This is a genomic window from Aminobacter sp. SR38, from assembly GCF_014843375.1.
GTDB classification, from domain to species: Bacteria; Pseudomonadota; Alphaproteobacteria; order Rhizobiales; family Rhizobiaceae; genus Aminobacter; species Aminobacter ciceronei.
Map to the genome: position 1 here is coordinate 1 of NZ_CP062118.1, position 22873 is coordinate 22873.

The following is a 22873-nucleotide window of genomic DNA, read 5'->3' on the forward strand; positions in this document are numbered from 1 at the left end:
AGACGACATCATATTCGCATCGACATAGGCATGAGCGTCGACAGCGACCCTGCGCAGGCGCCTTCAGCTCGCCCTTGGAAAGGCAATCAATGGCTACCGTGAGTCCCGCCATCCACGACAGACTGAATCCCTCATCTGAGTTTTATAAATCAATAGAACCGGCACGCTCAAGAGATCGAGAGCGCCGGTCGAAACCCGCATATAGCCAATCAGCTGATCGCGGCGTAAAGGAGTTTGTCGGCTATAGGTTTCTGACGGCTTCTCCGGAATTTTTGCGGGCAGCCCTCAAACCGGGGTTTGTTGCGACGTTCGGGCAGGGCTTTGTGGATGCCGGTGGAGCCTCTTGCGAGCGAAACGTGATGACTGAATGCGACCACCAGGATGTCGCTGACCTGCCGCCAGAAGACAAAATGGGCTTTGCAAGACACCGACACTCGCTCATTTTTGAACAGCTACAACCGACATGCGCATCGCGCCTTCATGTGAGGGATGAGGACGGGCCTTTCGCCGTTGCATGGCGAAAAGCCTCGAACAGGTTATCGACACCTGGGACGGCATCAATTGTTCGGTGTTTTAAACCAATTCCACATCGATCCGGATTACGAGAAGGAAGACAAGGCTGATGAAGCATCAGCTCAAATGCCACAGGAAAACGATTAGGGAGCTGGGCCGCTGGCGCTGACCGCTGAGATGTGAAATCCCTTATGTAGGTTTTCTGTTCCGTTGCTACTCAGACCCCTAAGGTTGTCAGGCTGATCTGAGCTGGTCTACCCAGCTGTGCTGGTATTTAGCAGCTTGCATCTGTTTAGGGTGCTGTGGCGGTGGGCTGGTCTTGATCGGGATCGACCCGCCCAAGGCCAGACGAGAGGCGCCCCAGGCCCCGCCTCTCGTGCTCTCCGCCCACCCTTCGCTTTAGACGCGAAAGGCGTATGAAACCGCAGCCGCAAATTTGCACCTTGCAGAATCAGTACGAATCGCAGTTTCTTGTAACGATGAGCACAGCGAAACCAGTCAGAGAAAAAGTGGCGGCCCATCGTCAGCGTTTGCGTGAGGCGGGGCGTATCTATGTCAACACCGATCTCCCTGCGGATTTGGTGGACTGTCTTGATAAAATCAAGACGGAACGCGGGCTGGCATCGCGGGCTCAGGTGTTTGAATTAGCTTTAAAGGCGTTTGTTGAAAATGAAATGAGGGCATAACGAAAAAACCCCTCGCCGCTGGTAACGGCTAGGGGTTTTCGGTCAGTTACGACGTCGGCTTTTGGGGCCTTCCAATTTCTAGTCCCAACATAGTCGAGCGTTCACGAACCTGCAAGGGGTGCCCTTTGCAGGAACGATGAATCTTTGTCCGCTGTCCACAGTCATGCCCGCCTGGAAAAGGAGGCGGAAAAGACCATGTTTGAACAGATTGGGACGGTGCTCGCAGGAGCGCCGGCCGAACGGGAACGCACACCTGTTCGGCGGCAGAGTCGTGCGCGCGGACGATGCGAAGGCGTATTCTGGCGGCGGACAAACCGGCAGGACGTGCGCACTATCGTGCTGGCGGCGCGGCGCTATGAACTGGCAGGCCGGCAACCTGGTGCTCGCAACGGTCCCTTGGGGGGCGTAGCGATCGAGTTGCTGGAGCTATTTGCCAATCTCGTTGATTTCCGCACCGGCCGGTTGGAACCGTCGATCGACACGCTCATGCTGAAGCTCAGGCGATCACGTGACGCGATCGTGCGGGCGCTGAAAACTTGGGGACGCCGGAAAAACTGCAGCTTATGATTGACGATTCCGCCGAAACCATCATCGATACGATCGAGGAAGCCCGGGCAAACGCCGACTTTGTCATTGTTGACCTGGAAGGAACCGCCACTGACCGAATTGGTTTTGCGATTGCCCGTTCGGATCTCGTTTTAATTCCGCTCCAAAGCTCTGTTCTTGACGCGTCAGAGGCGGCGAAGTCCGTGAAGTTGGTTCACCAAATGCGGAAGGTTGCCAATCGGGAGATTCCTTACCGGGTTTTCTTCACGCGCGTCCCGCCAGCTATTCGCGAGAGGACCGCGCGAGATATCGACCGGCAATTTTCCGACGCCGCCATACCAGTTTTACCTGCAACTCTGATTGATCGTGCCGCGTATCGCGCGTTGTTTTCTCTTGGCGGAATACTTCACGATCTGGAGCGATCAGATGTGTCGGGATTGGAGAGCGCCAAGGAAAATGGTCGCGAATTTGCTCAGGCCGTTATCAACGTTTTGAAAGGAGAGGGTGCATGAGTAGCGAAGACAAGAAGCGGGCAACCCTCGATTTCGGAAATCTAAACGATACGCCAGCACCGCCTGTCGACAATGATGCTGTGAAGGCTGCCACCAGAGCTGCAGGGTTCCGAGAAACGCCCAAGGCTGCCGCTTCCGAAACAGCAGCCCCCATTCGAGCCCCCCGTAGAACTCGTCGAAAAACAGGACGTACAGAACAATTCGCTACACGCCTTCGGGCAGAGACGATCGAGGCAATTTACAACTATGCGGATCAGCATGAGATCACGTTGGCTGAGACCATCGAGCGCGCAGTCGCTGCTCTTAGGAATGATGCGAAATGACGCTCTTGAAGTGTAACGCTTGGTGTTATATTTAAGGTGTAGGATATCTCGTGAGAGTTTTTAAAAACGGTTGGTTTCAGAAGTTTGCCCGGAAAGAGAAAATCTCTGACGCGATGCTTTGTGAGGCTGTTGCGCGCGCTGAGCGCGGTCAGATTGATGCCGATCTAGGTGCTGGCCTTATTAAGCAGCGCGTTGCTCGGCCCGGCGCTGGGAAGTCTGGCGGGTTCCGGACACTGGTTTTCTTTCGAGCGCAAACGAGAGCGGTCTTTGCGTTCGGGTTTGCGAAGAGTGATATGGCCAATCTCGATGCTGGGGATGAAGCTTACATGAAAAAGGCCGCGAAACTCGTCTTGGGATTTACAGACGCGCAAATGAAAGCGGAAGTCGATGCGGGCCGAATGCTAGAGGTGAAATGCGATGACAAAGACTTACAAGAGTGAGGCACTGGCAGCCGTCCATGAAATGATGGAGGGATTCTACGATTCCGGCGCGATCGATAAACAGACGATGCGTGAATTTGATGAAGGGTGCCTGACAACCGTGGAGCCGCTGACCCCGGAGGAAATTCGCACTATCCGAGAGCGCGAGAGCATTTCTCAGCCTGTGTTTGCCCGATATCTCAACGTTAGCAAGGGGCTGGTGTCAGATTGGGAACGCGGCGTTAAAAGGCCGAGCGGTCCGGCGCTGCGCTTGTTGACCGTCGTACGCAACAAGGGGCTCCAGGCAATCGCCTGACGCACTGCCAAGCATACAGATCTGCTCCCGGCCGGCCTACGGCCCTTTTCGATAGAGCGGGCTGATCAAGAGCCACCGGCACAGGATGACGATAGCTTGGGGCAGGGGATAGCGGCGATAGCCGCCCGCTCCGGAGGCGAACGCTCTTTTAATTGGGCTGTAGAGAGCCGGAGGAGCGATCAGAGACAATGTCCCGGCGCTTTAAGCGCCGGGACTGCATTTCAGATTGTACGGCCTCTATCGTTGAGCTGAACCAGATCGGTTAGGATAGAACGTAGCTCGGGCCACGGTGTTATTTTCAAGGTGTCGCCGGGGTCTTCACATTCGACGACTGAATGCAGCTTTGCGATTATGCCGACAAGAGATCGGGCAGGGGTGTTCCAAAGGGCTTTTACCAGCGACTGCTCCTCATTCATGATTTCCGCTTCGGCCTGGCATGCGCGGCTGTATCCGAGCGCCTCGTCTGCGGCATTCCATGCCTCGTCCCGTTCGTCGTCGGTCAGATCACGCACGATTTCGAACAGCCTTGTTTCCAGCCGTTGTTGCTGCCGGCATAGTTCGCCGCAATGTTTGTGGGTCGTGAACCATTTCTCCCAGAGTGGAAGGACCGGGTCACTATGATTACCTTCCTGCAGAGGCGGAGACGTGCTGCCTGCGAGCGGTACATTCGAAGCGCTGATAGATGCCGCCGCGGTTGAAAGCAGGTTACGGCGGGTGATTGAGGGCATCAGAGTTTCAACCACGGTCGCGCCTCCCGATGCGTTCCAGGTCCGCAAGCAGCATGTCCAGTTCCGGAGACACGAATGACGCCCGGAACTCCGAATCAACAGGCCCCCATTTAGGATGCCGTCGATTGACTGGAATTTTCATTTCGAGGATCGAATGCAATTTTGCGGTTGCGCCCGCGAGTGACAACGCTGGAGTATTCGGCCCTGTCGGCTCGAAGCTGGGATTTTGGCCAAGTTGAAGAACGAACCTAGAACGCCAGTTATCGGCAGGGCAATCTGCATGCGACCATGGGGTCGCTTGGTCTTGTGTCCGCAAGAGGATCGGTCAACGGACACGCTTTCCGCTCCATCTCGAAAAGCCGAAAACCCTTGCTGCGCCTGATAAGCGTTTGTCTCATATGAATGGTACTATATTTCTTGCATTGAAGGAGCCCCTTACGTTACAGATTCGGGCATGATGAACGCTCTCATCGGCTACGCCCGCTGCTCGACCGATAAGCAGGACCTCGCGGCACAGAAAGACGCCTTGCTGAAGCTCGGCGTGGCTGCTGATCGCATTTACACCGATCGCGGCTTTACCGGCACAAACCGGGCCAGGCCGGGCCTGGATCAGGCGCTCGCGGCGGTGCGCAGCGGCGACACACTGGTGGTGCCCAAGCTCGACCGGCTTGCCCGCTCCGTGCCGGACGCCCGAGCAATAGGGGATGAACTTTCAGGTCGGGGAGTCAAATTGCAGATCGGGGGGAGCGTCCATGATCCAACCGATCCGATGGGCAAGCTGTTTTTCAACATCCTCGCCACCTTTGCTGAATTCGAGGCCGACCTCATCAAAATGCGAACGCGCGAGGGCATGGCGGTCGCGCGCGCCAAGGGAAAGCTGCGGGGCAAAAAGCCGAAGCTTTCCGATCGTCAGCAGAAGGAGTTACGCCGCATGTACGACACTGGCGACTATTCGATCAGCGACCTTGCCGAGGTTTTCTCGATCTCACGACCGACTGTGTATCGGACGCTCATGCGTCATGCTTCGGCGAATGGGGTTCGTGATCAGGCGCAGTGCTAAGCTGGATGATTGGGCTTCGTTACTTTCGAGCCCGTTCTGAGTCCATCCCTGCGTCTCATCAGCGCTGCTTGCGGAAATACTGGTAGAGATTGTTGAAGACCGGAGCGCCCTGAGCGATGCGTTCCTCGTCGTCCGCATGAGCCATGGCGATGCCGGCGATCAGCCCAGCAATGCCCATGGCTTCCTCGCGGCCGAACTTGCCGTCCTTCAGGTCGATGTCGTGAACGATCTCGGCGATCGCCTGCAGTGCCGGGTCGTCGAGACCGGCGCGGGCAAGCAGCACCTCGAAACTGCAGCGGTCGCCCTCATGGGTGATTTCGCCTTCGAACATGTCGAAGCGCAGTTCCCCCGGCTTCGGGATATAGCCCTTGCCCGGCACGAAGCGGATGACAGCATCCGGGTCGATGAAACGGCGTATCAGCCAGCTACAGGCGATGCGGTCGATAAAGACGCCCTTGCGCGTAACCCAAACCCGTCCCTTGAGGTCTCGTATGTGCGCGGCCTCCGGCTGCTTCTCAATCATGTCTTTATCCTCCACCAGGCGCGCTTCGAGTTCCGCGATGGCGCCTTCGACCGACAGGCGGCCGCTTGCCCCGAAAAAGTCGATCGCCGCGAGGTCGGCAAGCCGCTTGCGCAGCCGGCCGAGCTGGCTACGCGCCTCGGCCGCATCCACCTCTGGCTGATCGAGCTTTGCCACGAGCGCTCGCGCGTCCCTGGCGATCTCGTCGTAGTCGGCGTCGCGCGCCGCATCGAACAACGCCCGCACCTGGTCGTCCGAAAAGCCGTCGATCAGACGCGCCTCGCAGACGATGGCTTCGCCACCGCCCTCGACGATCTCTTTCAGGAGCCACGCGAAGTCCTCCTGTGTCTCGGCGGTCGCAGGCAGCGCGTAGACGGTGCTCTTGACGGCGACTGCCCCGATGCCCTGCAGCCGGCGCCAGACCTTCACCCGGAAATAGGCCGGCTTGCTCGGCAGCTGATGGATCAGGAGCAGCCACTTCGGCGCGAATTGGCTCGGAGTCACGTCATTTTCCATGGGGTCACGTCATTTTCCATATTGATACCGTATCATCGTGTCCGTACAGTGCAACAACTGTATCAGCGTACCATTGGCCAAACTGAAGGCCTATTCCGAAGAGGTCAAGTTACCACATGACTCAGACGCCCGACCTTGCCGGCAGCAATACTGCCGATCAGCAAGAGCTAACTGTGCCCACCCTATCGCAATGGCAGATTTTCGTGCGCTTTTTGCGCTTTGGCCTTCTCGCGTGGGGTGGACCTGTCGCGCAGATTGCTATGATCCGGCGAGAACTCGTGGATGAGGAGCGCTGGATTTCCAGCAGCCGGTTCAATCGCCTTCTTGCCGTCTATCAGGTGTTGCCGGGGCCTGAGGCGCACGAATTATGCGTCCATATCGGCATGCTTCCGGGCGGGCGCATGGGTGGCTTCCTTGCGGGACTCGGCTTCATGTTACCGGGCTTCCTCCTGATGTTCGCTCTATCGTGGCTCTATTTCACGATCGACATCACGCAATCGGCTTTAGGCCCAATCTTCCTTGGCATTCAGGTTGCCGTGATCGCGCTGATCGTGCGCGCTGTCCATAGAATTGGGGGGCACGTTCTCCTCGACAAATGGCTCTGGGGCATCGGGATCGTCAGCGCTGCCGCAGCATTTCTCGGCGCGAGCTTCTGGATCACGCTTCCGGCAGCAGGGTTGGTCTATGCCTTCGCCTTGCGCAAACAGCATGTATTTGCGGCCCTGACCCTGGCAGCCGCCACCGTGCTCGCTGTCCTCGTCGGGCCAGAAAGTGCAACAGGCCTGCTAGACAGCGCTTCGCAGGGCACAGCACTCTCCAACGGGTCGGTCGCCCAGGACGCGTCGCTGGGGGCGCTGTTTCTCTCTGGCCTCAAGGCGGGTCTCCTGACCTTCGGCGGAGCCTACACCGTCATTCCGTTCTTGCGCGACGACGCGGTGGGGAACGGCTGGATGACGGACGCCCAGTTCCTTGACGGTCTCGCTCTATCCGGCATTCTGCCCGCACCGCTCATCATATTCTCCACCTTCGTCGGTTATTTCGGCGGCGGTCCGCTCGGCGCCATCGCCATGACGGTGGGGATTTTCCTTCCAGCCTTCGGCTTCTCGCTGCTCTTTCATGAACGTCTGGAGAGCGTGGTCGAGAACAAGACGCTGCACAGCTTCCTGGAAGGCGTATCCGCAGGCGTTGTGGGTCTGATCGCCGCAACGACAGTCGAACTCGCGCTTGTCGTCATCGAGCGGCTACCTTCCGTGCTTCTCGGCGGGGTGATCTTCGCGCTCGCTCTGGCCGTGCTCTATCTCTGGAAATCCAAGGTGAACGTCGTCCTGGCCGTCGTTGGAGCGGGCTTTTTGGGCTGGCTCAGCTTCGGCCTCCTGCTTGGATAATGCGCGCAATACGAAGGAGAGATCGCATGAAATGGATTACACGGGAACGTCCGGTCATCGACCGTATCGCCTGCCCCTGGCTGATTGCCCGGTTCATCGACAAGGAGCCTGAATTTCTGTTCGTGCCTCCGGACCAGGTGATCGCCACCGCCGAGGAGACCGGCGCCATTCCCTATGACGTTCCGGGCGTTGAACTCACCCATGTCGGCGACGGCTGCAGTTTCGACGCTTTCGTCGCGAAATACGACCTCGACCGCGATCCGGCGATCAAAACCATCGCCGCCATCGTGCGCGGCGCCGATACCGACTGTCACGACCTCACGCCGCAATCGGCCGGGCTGCTTGCGATTTCGATGGGGCTGCGGGACCTCACGCCCGACGATCAGGAGGTCCTGAAGCACGGCTTCGTGATCTATGACGCCCTTTATGCCTGGTCGTCCCAACGTCAGGCGGAGACCCATAGCTGGCCGCCCGCTGCATGAACACAATTGATTGGCCGGGTGTAGGGCGGCTTCCAACGCGCAACGCGGCGCAAGAATCCGGCCCGGTGTCGTAGGAGGACTCTTAAATGGTGAGATATGCGCTTGCTTTTGGCGTTGTCGTGGTTGGGGTAGCGGTCATGGGGGCGTCCGAGGCTGCCGAGACATTCCGACAGCTCAAAGGCAAAGAGATCGCCGATCGGCTGACGGGCATGGAGTTCACTGACGGGGTCCATTGGGCGCACGTGTTCAAGCGCCGTGGAAGCCTCTCATCTGTATCGATGGGTAAGAAGGAAACTGGCGCCTGGCGCATCGAGAAAAACGAGCTCTGCCTTGATTGGGAAAACGAGCGGGATTGCTACGAAGTCTGGGTGTCAGGCCGAAATTTGCAGCTTCGGCTCCCGGGCAGCGAATTCGTCATGGAGGGCGTTTTGCAAAAACCGGAAGCACGCCAGTAGCGCCTACAGCTACATCATCGGTCGCGAGGAATGATCCAGGCGGGGAGGCGACAACAGAGGAGTTAGGCAATGAAGAGAATAATCGTCACGACATTGATCGCCACGATCTCACTCGCAACACCGGCTCTTGCCGAGCCCGACTGGCAGGCAGTCGGAGAGGCTCTCGGCAAGGAGGGCACTGTTCAGCCGGACGGTATCTATCGGGTGGGACTGCCCCGCTCGGACCTCAAAGTCCAATTGGACGGTGTCGAAATCAAGCCAGCGCTGGCGCTCGGCACCTGGCTCGCCTTTCAGCCCGTGGGTGATACGGAGGCCATGGTGATGGGCGACCTGGTGCTCACGCACGAAGAGATCAACCCCGTGATGAAGGTGCTGGCCGAAAACGGGATCGAGATCACAGCCCTTCACAACCATCTGCTGCGCTCCGAGCCAGCGACAATGTACATGCACGTGAGCGGGCACGGCGATCCAGTGAAGCTCGCGGCCGCCCTTCATGCCGGCTTGCTGGAGAGCAAGACGCCGCTCTCCACTGTTTCGGCCGGCGCGACGCCTGCCGCGGAGGCTATCGACCTCGACACCGCAAGCATCGATCAGACGCTGGGCCATAAGGGCAAGGTCAATGGCGGCGTCTATCAGGTCAACATCCCGCGGGCGGAGCCGATCAAGGACGGCGGCATGGAGGTGCCCGAAACCATGGGCTCGGCGATCGCCATCAACTTCCAGCCGACCGGCGACGGCAAGGCGGCGATCACCGGCGACTTCGTGCTGATCGCGTCCGAGGTCAATCCGGTTTTGCGGACGCTGCGCGAGAACGGCATCGAGGTGACCGCGCTGCACAACCACATGCTCAACGACGAACCGCGCCTGTTCTTCATGCACTTCTGGGCCAATGACGACGCGGAAAAGCTGGTGAGAGGATTGAGGAGCGCGCTCGACAAGGTTCGCCTCGCAAAGGGCTGAGGAGACGCCCGAGCTTACGGCGACAGCCCTGGTTTCGCGACATGACGAGGGCTCCGCGTGAGCCCCCAAGATCAAACCTACTTTGAACGGGAGATGGAACAATGCCCTACAGCATCAAACCGCTCGGCTGCGATCCGGCGCGCATCAAAGGCATGTCGGAACGCCTCATCATCAGCCACTACGAGAACAATTACAGTGGCGCGGTCAAGCGCCTGAACCTCATCGAGGAGCAGCTCGCCGAGCTCGACTACGCGTCCGCGCCCGGCTTCGTCGTCAACGGACTGAAGCGCGAACAGCTCGTCGCGATGAATTCGATGATCCTGCACGAGCTGTTCTTCGATGGCCTGGGTGACCAGAGCGAGCCGGGAGCGACGCTTCTCGACGTGCTGGCCCGCGATTTCGGCTCCTATGAGCGCTGGCGCAGCGAGTTCGTCGCCATGAGCAAAGCGCTCGGCGGCGGCTCCGGCTGGGTCCTGCTCACCTGGTCGCCGCGCGACTGCAAGCTCGTCAACCAATGGGCATCCGACCATTGCCACACGCTGGCCGGTGGGATGCCGATCCTGGCGCTCGACATGTACGAGCATTCCTACCACATCGACTTCGGCGCCAGCGCGGCGAACTACGTCGACACGTTCATGGCGGCGATCCGGTGGGAAAATGCGGATCGTCTGTTTCCCGAAGCGCAAAGCCGGTAGCGGCACGGGTTTGAAGGGACGTGCCGCAGAGGATGAAGGTGCGTATGGGATTGGCGGCCTGAGGAGATGCCGTTGCACGAAAGGCCCAAACTCGGCACCAGACCCGCGCCGAAGATCCGTCCCGCGACTTATCTCTTCGCGGCGCGCGCCTTGCGCGACTTCGGCGACGGCTTCGTGGCAATCCTGTTGCCGGTTTACCTGCTCGCACTGGGCTTTTCGCCGTTGCAGGTCGGGATCATCGCGACCGCATCGCTGTTCGGCTCCGCGCTCCTGACGATCGCGGTTGGGCTTCTCGGCGCGCGGTGCGATCTCCGCCAGCTGCTGCTTGCCGCGACCGGCCTGATGATGGCCACGGGCGTTGCCATGGCGATGGTCAACGAATACGCGTTGCTGTTGGTGATAGCCTTTGTCGGCACGATCAATCCTTCGGCCGGCAGCGTTAGCGTGTTCGTGCCGCTGGAGCATGCGGCGCTCACCCGTGAAGTGACCGACTTAGAGCGGACGAAGATGTTCGCGCGCTATAGCCTCGTTGGGGCGCTCGCAAGCGCCGTCGGCGCGCTGGCGGCAGCAACGCCCGACTTCATGGCAGTCATGGGCCTCGACAAGCTGACCGCCATCAAGCTGATGTTCGTGCTCTACGCCCTGGTCGGCGTGATTGGTGGTCTTCTCTATGCCCGCATACCGCGACGACGCCGCGTAACCGGGCCTGAAGAGGCGTCGGCGCTCGGGCCGTCGCGTGCCATCGTTCTCAAGCTTGCGGCCCTGTTCAGCCTCGATGCCTTCGCCGGCGGCTTCGTTGTCCAGTCCCTGCTCGCCCTGTGGCTGTTCGAGCGCTTTGATCTGTCGCTCGCGGCGGCCGGCATGTTTTTCTTCTGGTCCGGCGTGCTGTCGGCGTTCTCGTTCCCAGTCGCGGCTTGGCTGTCGCGGCGCATCGGTCTCATCAACACAATGGTGTTCACCCACATCCCGTCCAGCATCGCGCTGATGCTGGCGGCCTTCGCGCCAACCTTGCCCCTGGCTCTCGCCTTGCTGCTGATCCGGGCGGCCCTCTCGCAGATGGACGTGCCGACGCGCTCGTCTTACGTGATGGCCCTTGTCACGAAGGCGGAGCGGACGGCGGCAGCGAGCTTTACATCGGTGCCGCGCAGCCTTGCAGCTGCGGCCAGTCCCGCGTTGGCGGGTGTGCTCTTCGCGGCCTCATACCGGGCCTGGCCGCTCGTTCTCTGCGGGGCACTGAAGATCATCTATGACCTGCTGTTGCTGGTGCAGTTCCGACATCTCAAACCACCCGAGGAGCGTTAAAGGCTCGGATGCCATAATGCTGCTTCGCGTTCTTCCGCGCGCTTAGAGGGTAGGATTTCACCCCCTTCCCGCAAACCACCCCAAGAACACACATACACAATAGGAATCTGGTTGCGCTGGATTGCAGCGCCCCCGATCGGTTCATGCCGCAAGCCGGCCAAAATCGATCCGGCTGTTCAGATCGAGATCGAACCTGCCATAGGGATTGACGTGGCTGTAGATCAGCGGTGTGAGTCCGCGATAATCCTCCGGCGTCATCCGGTCTACCCATTTCGGTTCCACCAACACGGTCTGAAGCATACGGGTGTTCACATAAACGAGCGACGCCTGCAGCAAATGCAGTGCGAGGGCGGAGATTTCCTGCTCGTCAATCCGGTTGGTGGCGATCTCGCCGCTCTTTCCGAAGAAGACGAAACCGTTGGCGCTGTTCCAGTTCTCCACGACATTCAGTCCCTCGTGGATTTCCCGGCGAAACGCCTCCTGACGAAGATATCGGCAGAGGAAAATCGTCTTGATCGCACGGCCAAGCTCGCTCAGCGCCTTGTAGGTCGGGTGCATCACTTCGGCACGGGCGAAACGGCGCAGGATCGCCTCCGGGTCCGCCGTTCTCGTCTGCATGGCTGCGGCGTATTTGACCATCTCGTCATATTGCTGCTCGATCTCCTCCCAGTTGATCGCGCTGGAAAGGATCGGCAAGAGATTCGGCAACCTTGCGCGCAGCGAGGCTGCCGATATTGCGAGCTTCTGGCGGGCTATCGCCTTCAGGCGTGGGGCGAGTTCGATCCCGAGGAGGCGGCAAAATGCGAATCCGACGGCGCTCTGACCATGGCTGTCGACATACTGGCGCTGGATTTCCATATCGGTGCAGTGACGCAGCACACCTTCGATCATGGAGGCGACCTCCGAGGAGGAGCACCGCTTGAGCTGGGAATAAACGCAAGTTGCGCGTTTCTCGACATGCCAATAGATCATGACACCCCGGCCGCCGTAACGAGCATGCCATTCCGTCATGAGGTTGCGATCCCATGCTCCAAACTTCGTGGAATCGGACGCGCATGCCGTGCCGGCGTCTCCCCAAACGGCGGCATTGCGGATGGCCAGGGTCGCGTTTGCAACCCGTGCGCACGCCTCCCTCAGCGCCGGCGCATGGATGAAGCGGCGGTGAACATGCAGCAACTCGTCGTAGCTGACATCAGGTGTCGCGCCGGCGACCCGCTTGAGCCCGGCATTCGTGCCGAGGCCATAAAGGCACAGCAGAAGCCGCCGATCCAGCGCCTCGCGCGACAGTGCAACTCTCGATGCCGATGTTTCGAAGGCCTCCAGCAGACCGGTATCGAGTGCGGCTTCCTTCAGCACGTCGAGCAATCCTGTCATCGGCCAGCGCTGACCGATCTCGCCCTTGATCGCCTCAAGCCCCTTCGGTTCCGGCAGAGGCTTGAACGGTGTAATCGATATGCGGTTTTCGCCGCGCCACAGCAGTCGGACCTTGCTGTTTCGGGGGATTGTTTCGTTCAGAAGCAGTAACTCATGCTCAAGCTCCTGGCGAATGCCGGCTGTGAACGCTCGCGCGTCTGGAGTCAGGTTGAGGCCTGCGTAATAGGCGTCACGACGGATTCCGAAGTCCCTAGGAAGATCGTCGTCAGGATTGCGATAGCGGTCCGCTCCGACAACCCAGATCTCCTTGGAGCGGATGCGGTCACGCAACTGGGTGAGGACGCAAAGCTCGTAGCTGATCCGGTTCACACGGACATCGTTATCGATGACCGAACTGCGCCATCTGGCCGGAATAACCTCGTCAATCGGCACATCCTCCATCGACACAAAGCGGCAGCCATCATCCACCTTGCTCCTGATCCAATCCAGCGCCGCCAGAACGGGACGCCACACGGTGTTGTTCGACCGGAATTCCAGAACCGAAAGCAGGCTGGGCAGCATGCGCCGATAATGATTGGCCCAAGACGAGCGCATCACCTGATATATGCGACGATCGAGAGCCCCTTTCGCCTGGCTCTCCTTGACGATCGCCGCCAGCTTGTCCTTGCCGACGATCGGGAAAATGACATCGCAGACGCGCCCCGCGGGCTCGTCGATCGAAGCGCTGGCAATCTCAACCAGCAATCGTTCCTTGCCATAGACCCGCTCGATATCCTTCGCGATATCGCCCACTACCTTGCGTTTCGAGCGCGTTCCGATCTTGTGGACTGTCTCGATCAGCAGATCGACCATGGCGTCAGTGAGCTGCGCTTCCCGCGACAAAAGATAAATCGCATAGAGGCCGATTTGTCTGGCCGGCGTGTGCCGCCGCATCTCCCAGGCCTTTTCGCCGGCGACACGGCGGACGATCTGTTCCACCCATGCCTTGCCGGTCGTCGACAAGATATCCTGTGGCAGATCAAGTTTCTGAATGAAGGCAAGTTTTGCCGTCATCGCGAGGACGTTGTCGAGCGTGGCCTGGCCAGCATCACCTCTCATCGTATTGAAGCCGGTCTGGCCGTCTGCCTCGGCAATAGAAGCCTCCAGCAGTGCGACCGTGCTTGCTGAAAGGCGAGCGCTCAATCCGGCCAACCAGTCGTCGAGATAATGTTGCCGCTGCGAACGCACCAGGCGTTCCAGTTCCTTGTGCGACGGGCCGTATATGGAACGGTCCCGGCACCACAAAAAAACCTGCTCGAGCATGGCGCCAACCGATTGCCCGGTCGGACACAGTTCGCTAGCGATCCATAATGTCAGCTCTTCCCGATCGGACCGTTTCAGGCGCCGAAAGCCGAGATGCTGCAAAATCTCGGCACAATGCCGGCGTGCAGTCCGGCCGGAGAAATCGTACTGGTTCACGGCGTCACATTCGACGCCAAGCTGCTCGGCCAAATATGCAACGCCATCCGCGGGGACTGAGGCATGGTCCCGTACGAAGAAGCCGTGCGCGGCGAAGAACTTGAGCTGAACCCCCAATCCCAGTCGCGCCGGGGCCGGCTTGCCGTTCACAAAATCCATGTCGGAAAAGCTCAGACTCCAACGCCCGATAAATTCCTCATTCGAAATACGCAAACCCATCAGTCTACTCCATAATTCGGAACAGACTGTCGTTCCCTGCAAATTCAGCTGTCAATCATCGCCACCGTGTTCCCACAACGTTCGTCAACTTGGCCAAAATCCCAGCTTCGAGCCGACAGGGCCTATTCATAAGGCTCACAGCCAGTTTGTAACGCCTATTCCAAGCCTCCATTTCCGCACGTTTGGCGAGATGGTAGCCCATCCGCTTAGCGGCTTGATCCCACTCTGCATGCTTGACAGCCAGCTTGGCCTCGATCTCGGGGCGAGCTTCAACACCTACCCAGCTCTTCGCTATGTAGTAGTCTAAATCCTGATTACTCCCGATCGAAAAGCCCCCAGACCGTAAGGCCGGACGTTTAATTTCGACAGCCGGCCATGCCGTGGTTCGGTACAGTTCGTTTTCACGATCCAATAGCGCCTGGTTCGCTTTAACATAGTGGTCGTGTGCGGCCCTCCACTCACGCCAGCCCAGTACAGCCGGGTCATCTTCTACTGGCTTGTGTCGATTGGGGGCGGTGCTGCCAAAGGCCTCGGTCGCCATTGTCGCCACCATAGAGGTCGCCGTCCCTGCAATCAGGTTACGGCGGGTGATTGAGGGCAAAGTTCTGCTATTGTCGGAATCAGCCATGATCCGAGCTCCAATCCAGCTTGGTTGTGGTTAGGCTGGATGAGGTGTTGCTGCACGTCATCCAGCCGGTTTGCAGGGGAAATGTAATCGTCCCCGTTTATTCCGTCAATAAATGGGGACGATTATTTCATTTAGATCCCTGTTTTGACAAAATATACGGGTCCGTTTATTCCCCTCTCATGGGACGACCGCCGCTCAATGTGAAAGAAACCAAAATCCGACTTTCGCCAGAAACGAAAGAGCGGATTGCTGCACTCGTCGGAAATTACCAGATATCCGCGTTCATCCGTGAGGCAGTCGAGAACGAGCTGACCCGACGCGAAGCCGAGCGTGATCAGGAAAGCTGAAGCCGCGTATTCCTGTCATGCCGGATCAAACGCCCCTTTGAATTCCGGATCAGCATAATAGGCGAGCTTAGCAGCGACGATCGGCCGTTGTCCCGCCAGGAACAGCAGTTGCCCTTGCGCTGGCAGATTGCGCACCTCGTCGGGGGTGAGCAATGGCCTGGCCGTGTGCTGCTGGCTGTAGGAGATCCCCGATTTGTCGGAATCGAGAGCGCGGGCCATGGTCTGGAACACGACCGTTTCCTGTCCGAGCAGATCGGAGACGAGGCGGGCGCTGTCATGATCGTTGACGCCGAAGACTTGAAGCACGCCGGCGTTCGACAGGAAGGTGCCGGCGCGCTGTCCGTAGGTGGCGCGCAGCTGATGGACGTCCTGAAGGATCGGCCAGAGCTGGACGCCATAGCCAGCCATGAGACCCATGGCGCGCTCGACGGGAGCCAGGTGGCCGAGGGCGGCGAATTCATCGAGCAGGTAGAGGACCGGCACTGCGGGCTTTGCCGGATCGCGGGCCATATCCAGCAGGCTTTGGCTGACGAGGAGGCGCAGCCATCGCGAATAGGTCGAAAGCCGATCGGGCGGGAGGACGAGGAAGACGGTGACGTTGTTGCGCTTGAGGTCGGAAAAGCGGAAATCCGATCGGCCGAGGACCGCTGTCATGCGCGGACTGTCCAGAAAGTGGGTATGGCGCTGCGCCGCCGACAACACGCCGGCGGCTTCTCGATCGGACTTGCCGAGGTGACGGTTTGCGGCACGGGCGATCAGTCCGCCTGCCTCATCGGATTCCTGCATACGCTTGAGCAGGGCGGTGAAACTCTCTGGAGCCATTGTGAGATATTCGCGCAGCGTGCCAAGGTGGCGGCGTCCCGGTGACTCGGCAGCAACGATCTTGAGCAGCAGGCCCGATATCAGCGCTTTGGCTTCCTCGTTCCAATGGGCCTCGCCGGCCATACCCGGTTCATCGAATACGAGGGCATCGGCAAGCGTGCTGGCGTCTTCCGCGACATCAAGGCTGGCCGGATCGAGTGTGGCGAGCAGGTTGAAGGCGGCCGAGCGCATGCCGGTGACGCCGAAGGGGTCCAGGACATGGACTGGGCCGAACTGTTGGCGAGCACGACCGGCGATTTTCGCATTTTCGCCCTTGGGGTCGACGCAGATCACGGAGCGGTCTGATGTCAGCAGGTTCGGAATGATGGTTCCGACACCTTTGCCGGTTCGCGTCGGTGCCATGGTCAGAAGATGCGCCGGCCCGCCATAACGCATGAGCTTCCCCGACTTACCGTCACGGCCGATCAGCAGGCCGGTATCGACGCGGGTGAGGGGAGCGACTTCCTTGTTGGTCGCGAAGCGGGCCGAGCCATGGGTGTCGTCGGCCATATCCCCGAAATGGATAATCAAGGGATTGGTGATGACCCTGAAGACGATCCAGGCGAGGACCAGCAGTGTCACGAGATCGAGTGCGATAACCGGGATGCTGCCGACGCCAAAGCCCATTTGCTGAAGCGCGAACCGGCCGCCGAAGCCGACGACGAACAGCGCCATGACGAGGAGGAAGAGGACGCCGAGTAGCGGCTTCCAGATTCTGAAGGGAGCTGTCAGCAGAGAGACGAATGCCCATAGAGGATCGCGGGCGGCGGCACGCAACATGTTCTTGAAGGCGGCCCATGCAAGGGTTGCCCGGCTCATGAGGCGGCCTCCGTGCTGTTGCTGTTCTGTGTCGTCTTCGCCGATTCTGGCCCGAGCAGATCGGTAAAGAGCGCCTTGTCATTGTCGCGGGTGAGGAAGCCCGGCAGTTCGCGGCGCAACCAGTCACCGAGGCGCTTGGTGAATTCCGGATCGTTGGCGTTTTCGAGGCGATGCAGGACGAGAGCGCCAAGCAGCACTTTGCGGCGTGTATCGTTGGTGCGATCCTGTTTCGAAAGCCGGGCCTTCAGCGCCGAGCGCTGGGCGTCCAGTTCGGCCAGACGCTGTTCGATCGTTTTTCTTGCCACGATTTTTCCTTTCGATGAGTTGCGCTGAAGCTGCTCGCCCTGATCAGATCTTCTTTCTGCAAGACAGGCCAAATTCTATCAGAAGCCGGGCGTAGCGATTTCTGGAGTAGATAGTGCCGCCCGGTTCTCCGCCTTCCTCGACACTTAGGAAGGTGCCACCATCGCTGCCAACGTTGCTCAAAAGGCCGGCCGAGAAGAGGGCATCGGCCACCGCTTCATCCGGTTGCACTTTATCATCTACGAATTCGGGGAGGAGGCGAAGGTCTTCGATGAAAGCACGATCGACAATTCTGCCAAGCCGGAGAGCTTCCACCAGGGTCATGTCCCCGCGCGCCGTCGCTGCCATCAGTCTTCCGACGATCGCCGGCTTGGAGAGATCATCCATGCGCTCAAGAAGCAGGAGGATGATTTCGCCAAAGCGCTGCCCATCGTCCTGCTCTTCGATCTTCCGGACGAATTCCTTTCTGGACGCCGGGTCGCTTTCGTTCGCAAAGCTGGTGAGGAAGGCGATCACCTTGCGCTGGAACATGAGATCGCGGATCGCAGCTCCGCTGCGGGCGATGTTTACCAGGGTTCCCACCACGGGCACCCCATCCAACGCGCCGGACGTGATCACGCTATCCAGCGCGATGTCGCCGATGGTCGCGCCGAGGTCGGCCAGCTCGTCATGGCCGAGCGACTTCACCAGGTCAGTCGAGACGCGATCGAGATCATTGGTCATGGCAAATTCCAGGGTGTCGGATTACTCGGTTGGGGGAGCAGTCTTCAGTTTGACCATGATGATCTTGGGATGATCGCCGGTGCGCTCGATGTCCACCAGTCCGGAGGCCTCGACCAGTTCGGAGAGCCGTGCGAAGCCATAATTGCGGGCGTCGAAATCCGGCGCCTGTTTCGCGAGATGCCCGCCGACACGCGCGAGATTTGCCCGCCCGTCTTCCTCGGCGGAAGCGGTCACGGCCTTGGCGAGCATTTCAAGAGCAACCTTATCAAGCGTCGGCTTTGCCGGTCCAGGTTTGGCGACTGGCGGCGCAATCTCTGCCGTCACGACTGGCTGGCGAGCTTTCCGCTCTACCGCAATAGGCGGCGCTTCCTGCTCCGGTGTTGCAGCATTCAGCACGTCGAAATAAACGAATTTGTCGCAAGCCGTGATGAACGGACGCGGCGTCTTGCGTTCGCCAAAGCCATAGACGGTCACGCCCTGTTCCCGCAGACGCGCCGCCAGTCTGGCAAAGTCGCTGTCGCTTGATACGATGCAGAAGCCGGAGAAACGCCCGGTATAGAGCAGGTCCATGGCGTCGATGATCATCGCACCGTCGGTCGCATTCTTGCCTGTGGTATAGGCGAACTGCTGAACCGGCTGAATAGAGTGCTCCAGCAGGCACTCTTTCCAGCCTTTGAGGTTAGGGCCTGTCCAGTCGCCGTAAATGCGCTTGACGCTGGCCACGCCGTAGTTGGCGATTTCGGCAAGCAAGCCGGTGACGATCTTTGGAGAGGCGTTGTCTCCGTCTATCAGCAGAGCAAGCGTTGCAGTCGTGTCGTTCGCCATGCTTCCTTTCCCTCCATCCGCTCCTGTCAGTCCATACCCTAAACAAACATGACCAATTGGCAATACTTTACATGCCGTTGATTGCAATATCCGTCGGGCTCGTTTCAACGGCTTCGCCAAATATCCCGTTTCTATTTTCAAGCAAGCGTTCGCTCAGATGCCATACCGTGGCCGAGAGAGCGAAGCGATTGAGGTTACTAAGGGCGCACTTACGACTTGCTGCGCAAGTCAGTGCTTGGTATCCTCCATAAGATTCGGAGAAATCCTTTTGGCGATCTATCATCTTAGCGCAAAACCTATCTCTCGGTCATCCGGCCGAAGCGCTGTGGCATCGGCGGCTTATCGTTGTGCGGTTCGTCTGAGCAATGAGCGCGATGGGCTTGTGCATGATTTCACTCGCAAGCAAGGCGTGGAGCATGCCGAGATCGTGTTGCCGGAAGGCGTTTCGGCTGATTGGGCTCTGGATCGTTCGGCCTTGTGGAATGCGGCTGAACGTGCCGAGAGCCGAAAAGACGCTCGTGTTGCCCGCGAATTCGAGATTGCGCTTCCGCATGAGCTTTCGGCAGAAGGGCGATTGGAGGCAGCGCGAACCTTCGCTCAGGATCTGGCCAACCGCTATGGCGCGGCGGTGGATTTTGCGATCCATGCGCCGCATGAGCAGGGCGACATCCGTAACTACCATGCGCATGTGATGATGACGACGCGGCAGGTTGGCGAAGCCGGCCTGGGCGAGAAGACATATCTTGAGCACAAGAATTCGCGGCTGTTGTCGAATGGCATGGCGACGACCGACATGCAGCTTCGCGACATCAGGCAATCATGGGAGAGCATCGCCAACGGCCAGCTTCAGCGTGAGGGGCTTGATATTCGCATCGATCATCGGTCGCATGCGGAGCGCGGCCTTGAGCTTTCGCCCACCGAGCATATGGGCGTGCACGCTTCGCAGATGCAGCGGCAGGGGATGACTGTGGAGCGGGCGCGGCTGGACGAAGAGGCGGCGCAGCGTAATGCCGAGCTGATCCGCGAAAAGCCGGAACAGGTTCTGACGCTGATCAGCAATGAGAAAAGCGTGTTCGACCGGCATGACATCGCGAAGACCTTGCATCGCTATATCAACGACGACGCGCAGACGTTCCAGAACGCCTTTGCGTCTGTCATGGCTTCGCCGGCGCTGGTGGAGCTTCAGGGCGAGCGCATCGATCCGGAGACGGGCGAGGTTTCGAAGGCGCGCTATTCGACGCGAGAGATGGTCGATCTGGAATTCGGCCTAGCGCGATCGGCGGAGCGGCTGCACCAGGCGCAGAGCCATGGTGTCGATCGGCGGCATGTCGGTCGCGCAATGGAGCGCCAGGATGCAGCGATCCGGAAAAGCGCGGGCGATCCGTCAGCAGGATTGTCCGACGAACAGCGTCACGCGATCGAGCATATCACAGGGCCAGAGCGCATCGCGGCTGTGGTCGGCTTCGCCGGCGCTGGCAAGTCCACCATGCTTGCAGCCGCTCGTGAGGCGTGGGAGGCGCAGGGCTATCAGGTCCACGGCGCGGCGCTGGCCGGAAAGGCGGCCGAGGGGTTGGAGGAAAGCTCCGGCATCCAGAGCCGTACCTTGGCGTCGTGGTCCCGCGGTTGGGATAACGACCGCGGCACACTCGGCCGCGGCGACGTGTTCGTCATCGACGAGGCCGGCATGGTGGGGAGCCGGCAGCTCGCCCGGTTCATCGGAGAAGCCGAGCAGCGCGGCGCGAAGATCGTTCTCGTGGGCGATCATGAGCAGCTACAGGCAATCGGGGCGGGCGCACCGTTCCGCGCCATTGCCGAGAGAATAGGCCATGCCGAGCTTTCCGAGATACGTCGGCAGCGCGTGGACTGGCAGCGGGAGGCGTCGGTTTCCTTCGCCACCCACAAGACGGCCGAGGGTCTGGCTGCGTATCGGGATCATGGTGACATTCACTTTGCGGCCAGCCAGGACGAGGCGAGGGCCGGGATCGTGCGCGACTATCTTGCCGACCGTGACGCGCGTCCAGATGGCACCCGGGTTGCCATGGCGCATCGCCGTGCCGATGTGCGGGCACTCAATGCCGCTATCCGTTCCGAGCTTCACGAGCGCGGCGAACTGGCCCAAGGTGAAGAGGCCGGCGCGCTGACGTTCCAGACCAATGACGGAAACCGCGACTTCGCCCCCGGTGACCGGATCGTATTCCTCGAAAACAGCCGCGACCTTGGCGTGAAAAACGGCATGCTTGGCACCGTCGAGCATGTCGAACAGGGGCGTATCATCGCGCAGCTCGACGGCCGAGGCGGCGATAGCGTCAGCATTCCCACGGACAGCTATCAGGCGATCGACCACGGCTATGCGACGACGATCCATAAAAATCAGGGGGCGACGGTCGACCGCGCCTATGTGCTGGCGTCCGCCACCATGGACCGGCATTTGACCTATGTCGCCATGACCCGGCATCGCGACGGCGCGCAGCTCTATGCGGCGCAGGATGAGTTCACCAATGCGGGCCGCCTGGTCGACCATGGCGCTGCGCCCTATGAGCATAACCGGCAAGCGCGGGAGAGCTATTTCGTGACGCTTGAAAATGACAAGGGCGAGCAGCGCACTGTGTGGGGCGTCGATCTCAAGCGCGCCCTGCAGGAGGCCTCGCCGGCGATTGGAGACAGGATCGGCCTGCAGCATGAAGGGGCCACGCCTGTCACTCTTCCTGACGGCACGCAGACCGAGCGCAATTCGTGGCGTGTCGTGGAGGGTGGCGAGCTGGCGTATCAGCAGCTCGAAAGCCGCCTGTCGCGTTCCGGCGCGAAGGAAACGACGCTGGATTATGTCAGGGACTTTGCCGAGCGGCGGGGGATCGCGGAGCGTTTCGGCGTCAGCAGCGAGATCGAGGTTGATCGTGCTGCAATGCAACGTCAGGATCAACGCTCCCCTGCTGCCCATCTCGCACGGGAGCATCAGGACCGGCTTGCGGTCGAGACAGGCGTTCATGATGAGCGACTTCGATCGCAGGCCGGTCCTGAGCGCGGTCGCGTAGATTCTACCCAAGATAATCCCGGCCGAGACTCTGGCGACGATCGACAGCGCCAGCGGCTGACCGAGAAGCCAGAGCCACTTGTGCCGGCGATCACGCGCCATGATCGCAGCATCGAGGATGTTGCCCGCGAAAAGGCGATGCCCGTCTTTGAGCAGCGGTTTGAGGCCGTGGAGTCGGTGGCACGGCATGTTTTCCGTGATCCGGTCGAGGTCGCCGGCCGCCTGAAAGCTGCCATCATCGAGAAGGAAGGCAATGGCAAGGTGATGGCGAAGGCCATGGCCGAGCAGCCCGAGCGGTTCGGGGAACTGCGCGGCAAATCAGGCCTGCTTGGTGACAACAAGGAGCGGAAAGCCGCCCTGCATTATGCGAAGGCGGTTGCCACACATATCGGCAGTTCTGCTGAAGGGTGGGAGTGGCGTCTAGGAGAGGAGCGGAAATCCGAGCAGTGGCAGCGCGAAAAGCGTGATGTGGTCGAAGTTCCCGGCCTTTCGCCTCGTAGTACCGAAATCATCGCTCAAGTCGAAAAGACGCCTACCGAAAAACGCGGCCAGTTCATCGATGAGTTGAGATCGTCTGCAGATGGCCAGGTCGCGCTCGAGGAAGCCAAACTGGTAGCCAATGCGCTCACGCGCCGGTTCGGTCATTCCGATCCTCGTAACTTCGCCAAGGAACTGGAGCAGCGTCCGGAACTGGCGAAGCAGGCCGAGCAGATCAAGATTGTTGCCCGCATGGTGGAACGCACGCGCATGGCCGAGTTGACGCATGACCATACCCTGAAACAGCAGCTTACTCGGTCGCAGGGACTTGGATTAAGCCGATAGGAGGGACGACGACCGAAAATACCGATAGGGGCAGGCCGATGCCCC

At 59.8% G+C, this 22873-nt stretch carries 23 protein-coding genes; 15 read left to right on the forward strand and 8 right to left on the reverse strand.

The genetic code is table 11. The annotated features are described in order from the left end of the window. The first annotated feature begins 929 nt into the window (after positions 1-929). The 6 genes from IG197_RS33030 (at position 930) to IG197_RS33055 (ending at position 3315) form a co-directional block, all read left to right on the forward strand. Positions 930-1199, forward strand: a complete 270-nt coding sequence (locus IG197_RS33030; protein WP_052760288.1) for a hypothetical protein — start codon at positions 930-932, stop codon at positions 1197-1199. A gap of 195 nt (positions 1200-1394) precedes the next feature. Beyond that, entirely contained in the window at positions 1395-1766 is a 372-nt protein-coding gene (locus IG197_RS33035) for a hypothetical protein (protein ID WP_371746618.1), read from the forward strand. After that, positions 1763-2257 carry a ParA family protein gene (locus IG197_RS33040; protein WP_192321297.1) on the forward strand — a complete coding sequence of 165 codons (495 nt, stop codon included), beginning with the start codon at positions 1763-1765 and terminating at the stop codon, positions 2255-2257. The genes IG197_RS33035 and IG197_RS33040 overlap by 4 nt, the downstream gene beginning before the upstream one ends. Next, a complete protein-coding gene (locus tag IG197_RS33045; protein ID WP_046802294.1) occupies positions 2254-2580 on the forward strand; it encodes a hypothetical protein in 327 nt (108 codons plus the stop codon). Before IG197_RS33040 ends, IG197_RS33045 begins: the two co-directional genes overlap by 4 nt. Before the next feature lie 50 nt (positions 2581-2630). Beyond that, positions 2631-3020, forward strand: coding sequence for a type II toxin-antitoxin system RelE/ParE family toxin (locus IG197_RS33050; RefSeq protein ID WP_046802295.1), 390 nt, complete (start codon positions 2631-2633; stop codon positions 3018-3020). Then, entirely contained in the window at positions 2998-3315 is a 318-nt protein-coding gene (locus tag IG197_RS33055) for a DNA-binding transcriptional regulator (RefSeq protein ID WP_046802296.1), read from the forward strand. The genes IG197_RS33050 and IG197_RS33055 overlap by 23 nt, the downstream gene beginning before the upstream one ends. Before the next feature lie 221 nt (positions 3316-3536). Here the strand turns inward: IG197_RS33055 and IG197_RS33060 are convergent, their stop codons facing one another. Next, complete coding sequence (locus IG197_RS33060; RefSeq protein ID WP_137330423.1) at positions 3537-4058, reverse strand: hypothetical protein; 522 nt, start codon at positions 4056-4058, stop codon at positions 3537-3539. Positions 4059-4497: 439 nt separating this feature from the next. Here IG197_RS33060 and IG197_RS33065 point away from each other — a divergent pair, with 439 nt between their 5' ends. Then, the gene (locus IG197_RS33065) at positions 4498-5103 is read left to right on the forward strand and encodes a recombinase family protein (protein WP_035227952.1); all 606 of its coding nucleotides are present in this window, start codon (positions 4498-4500) and stop codon (positions 5101-5103) included. Positions 5104-5161: 58 nt separating this feature from the next. On the opposite strand, the gene IG197_RS33070 is transcribed toward IG197_RS33065, so the two are convergent. Then, complete coding sequence (locus IG197_RS33070) at positions 5162-6139, reverse strand: chromate resistance protein ChrB domain-containing protein (protein ID WP_192321299.1); 978 nt, start codon at positions 6137-6139, stop codon at positions 5162-5164. Positions 6140-6255: 116 nt separating this feature from the next. Here IG197_RS33070 and IG197_RS33075 point away from each other — a divergent pair, with 116 nt between their 5' ends. The 6 genes from IG197_RS33075 (at position 6256) to IG197_RS33100 (ending at position 11418) form a co-directional block, all read left to right on the forward strand. Beyond that, positions 6256-7524 (forward strand): chromate transporter, encoded by a 1269-nt coding sequence (locus tag IG197_RS33075; RefSeq protein ID WP_192321301.1) that lies wholly within the window; start codon positions 6256-6258, stop codon positions 7522-7524. 26 nt (positions 7525-7550) lie between these two features. Next, positions 7551-8006: a chromate resistance protein ChrB domain-containing protein gene (locus IG197_RS33080; protein WP_192321303.1), complete on the forward strand. Its 456-nt coding sequence runs from the start codon at positions 7551-7553 to the stop codon at positions 8004-8006. An 86-nt stretch (positions 8007-8092) separates the two neighbouring features. Beyond that, positions 8093-8461: a hypothetical protein gene (locus IG197_RS33085; protein WP_010661774.1), complete on the forward strand. Its 369-nt coding sequence runs from the start codon at positions 8093-8095 to the stop codon at positions 8459-8461. A gap of 69 nt (positions 8462-8530) precedes the next feature. Continuing rightward, complete coding sequence (locus tag IG197_RS33090) at positions 8531-9421, forward strand: DUF1259 domain-containing protein (RefSeq protein WP_192321305.1); 891 nt, start codon at positions 8531-8533, stop codon at positions 9419-9421. 101 nt (positions 9422-9522) lie between these two features. Next, a complete protein-coding gene (locus IG197_RS33095) occupies positions 9523-10116 on the forward strand; it encodes a superoxide dismutase (RefSeq protein ID WP_010661781.1) in 594 nt (197 codons plus the stop codon). Positions 10117-10182: 66 nt separating this feature from the next. After that, positions 10183-11418, forward strand: coding sequence for an MFS transporter (locus tag IG197_RS33100; RefSeq protein ID WP_192321307.1), 1236 nt, complete (start codon positions 10183-10185; stop codon positions 11416-11418). Positions 11419-11559: 141 nt separating this feature from the next. Here IG197_RS33100 and IG197_RS33105 read toward each other — a convergent pair whose 3' ends face one another. Then, positions 11560-14469, reverse strand: coding sequence for a Tn3 family transposase (locus tag IG197_RS33105; RefSeq protein ID WP_192321309.1), 2910 nt, complete (start codon positions 14467-14469; stop codon positions 11560-11562). 55 nt (positions 14470-14524) lie between these two features. Beyond that, entirely contained in the window at positions 14525-15097 is a 573-nt protein-coding gene (locus IG197_RS33110; protein WP_192321311.1) for a hypothetical protein, read from the reverse strand. 47 nt (positions 15098-15144) lie between these two features. Between IG197_RS33110 and IG197_RS33115 the strand changes: the two genes are divergently transcribed. Then, positions 15145-15444 (forward strand): hypothetical protein, encoded by a 300-nt coding sequence (locus IG197_RS33115; RefSeq protein ID WP_137330425.1) that lies wholly within the window; start codon positions 15145-15147, stop codon positions 15442-15444. A gap of 15 nt (positions 15445-15459) precedes the next feature. On the opposite strand, the gene IG197_RS33120 is transcribed toward IG197_RS33115, so the two are convergent. From IG197_RS33120 to IG197_RS33135, 4 genes are read right to left on the reverse strand one after another with little or no spacing between them, the layout of a single operon-like run. Further along, positions 15460-17124 (reverse strand): type IV secretory system conjugative DNA transfer family protein, encoded by a 1665-nt coding sequence (locus IG197_RS33120; RefSeq protein WP_046802298.1) that lies wholly within the window; start codon positions 17122-17124, stop codon positions 15460-15462. Further along, a complete protein-coding gene (locus tag IG197_RS33125; protein ID WP_046802299.1) occupies positions 17121-17429 on the reverse strand; it encodes a hypothetical protein in 309 nt (102 codons plus the stop codon). The genes IG197_RS33120 and IG197_RS33125 overlap by 4 nt, the downstream gene beginning before the upstream one ends. A gap of 43 nt (positions 17430-17472) precedes the next feature. Continuing rightward, positions 17473-18150 (reverse strand): hypothetical protein, encoded by a 678-nt coding sequence (locus IG197_RS33130; protein WP_192321313.1) that lies wholly within the window; start codon positions 18148-18150, stop codon positions 17473-17475. Positions 18151-18171: 21 nt separating this feature from the next. Then, positions 18172-18975 carry an NYN domain-containing protein gene (locus IG197_RS33135; RefSeq protein WP_046802486.1) on the reverse strand — a complete coding sequence of 268 codons (804 nt, stop codon included), beginning with the start codon at positions 18973-18975 and terminating at the stop codon, positions 18172-18174. Positions 18976-19243: 268 nt separating this feature from the next. On the opposite strand from IG197_RS33135, the gene traA reads away from it, so the two are divergent. Then, the gene (gene traA, locus IG197_RS33140) at positions 19244-22828 is read left to right on the forward strand and encodes a Ti-type conjugative transfer relaxase TraA (protein WP_192321315.1); all 3585 of its coding nucleotides are present in this window, start codon (positions 19244-19246) and stop codon (positions 22826-22828) included. Positions 22829-22873 lie beyond the last annotated feature (45 nt).

Bases quoted from the DNA above. Each gene is read 5' to 3' on its own strand.
- IG197_RS33030 (WP_052760288.1), top strand. From the start codon at position 930: ATGAAACCGCAGCCGCAAATTTGCACCTTGCAGAATCAGTACGAATCG.
- IG197_RS33035 (WP_371746618.1), top strand. From the start codon at position 1,395: ATGTTTGAACAGATTGGGACGGTGCTCGCAGGAGCGCCGGCCGAACGG.
- IG197_RS33040 (WP_192321297.1), top strand. From the start codon at position 1,763: ATGATTGACGATTCCGCCGAAACCATCATCGATACGATCGAGGAAGCC.
- IG197_RS33045 (WP_046802294.1), top strand. From the start codon at position 2,254: ATGAGTAGCGAAGACAAGAAGCGGGCAACCCTCGATTTCGGAAATCTA.
- IG197_RS33055 (WP_046802296.1), top strand. From the start codon at position 2,998: ATGACAAAGACTTACAAGAGTGAGGCACTGGCAGCCGTCCATGAAATG.
- IG197_RS33065 (WP_035227952.1), top strand. From the start codon at position 4,498: ATGATGAACGCTCTCATCGGCTACGCCCGCTGCTCGACCGATAAGCAG.
- IG197_RS33070 (WP_192321299.1), bottom strand. From the start codon at position 6,139: ATGGAAAATGACGTGACTCCGAGCCAATTCGCGCCGAAGTGGCTGCTC.
- IG197_RS33075 (WP_192321301.1), top strand. From the start codon at position 6,256: ATGACTCAGACGCCCGACCTTGCCGGCAGCAATACTGCCGATCAGCAA.
- IG197_RS33080 (WP_192321303.1), top strand. From the start codon at position 7,551: ATGAAATGGATTACACGGGAACGTCCGGTCATCGACCGTATCGCCTGC.
- IG197_RS33085 (WP_010661774.1), top strand. From the start codon at position 8,093: ATGGTGAGATATGCGCTTGCTTTTGGCGTTGTCGTGGTTGGGGTAGCG.
- IG197_RS33090 (WP_192321305.1), top strand. From the start codon at position 8,531: ATGAAGAGAATAATCGTCACGACATTGATCGCCACGATCTCACTCGCA.
- IG197_RS33095 (WP_010661781.1), top strand. From the start codon at position 9,523: ATGCCCTACAGCATCAAACCGCTCGGCTGCGATCCGGCGCGCATCAAA.
- IG197_RS33100 (WP_192321307.1), top strand. From the start codon at position 10,183: ATGCCGTTGCACGAAAGGCCCAAACTCGGCACCAGACCCGCGCCGAAG.
- IG197_RS33105 (WP_192321309.1), bottom strand. From the start codon at position 14,469: ATGGGTTTGCGTATTTCGAATGAGGAATTTATCGGGCGTTGGAGTCTG.
- IG197_RS33110 (WP_192321311.1), bottom strand. From the start codon at position 15,097: ATGGCTGATTCCGACAATAGCAGAACTTTGCCCTCAATCACCCGCCGT.
- IG197_RS33120 (WP_046802298.1), bottom strand. From the start codon at position 17,124: ATGAGCCGGGCAACCCTTGCATGGGCCGCCTTCAAGAACATGTTGCGT.
- IG197_RS33130 (WP_192321313.1), bottom strand. From the start codon at position 18,150: ATGACCAATGATCTCGATCGCGTCTCGACTGACCTGGTGAAGTCGCTC.
- IG197_RS33135 (WP_046802486.1), bottom strand. From the start codon at position 18,975: ATGGCGAACGACACGACTGCAACGCTTGCTCTGCTGATAGACGGAGAC.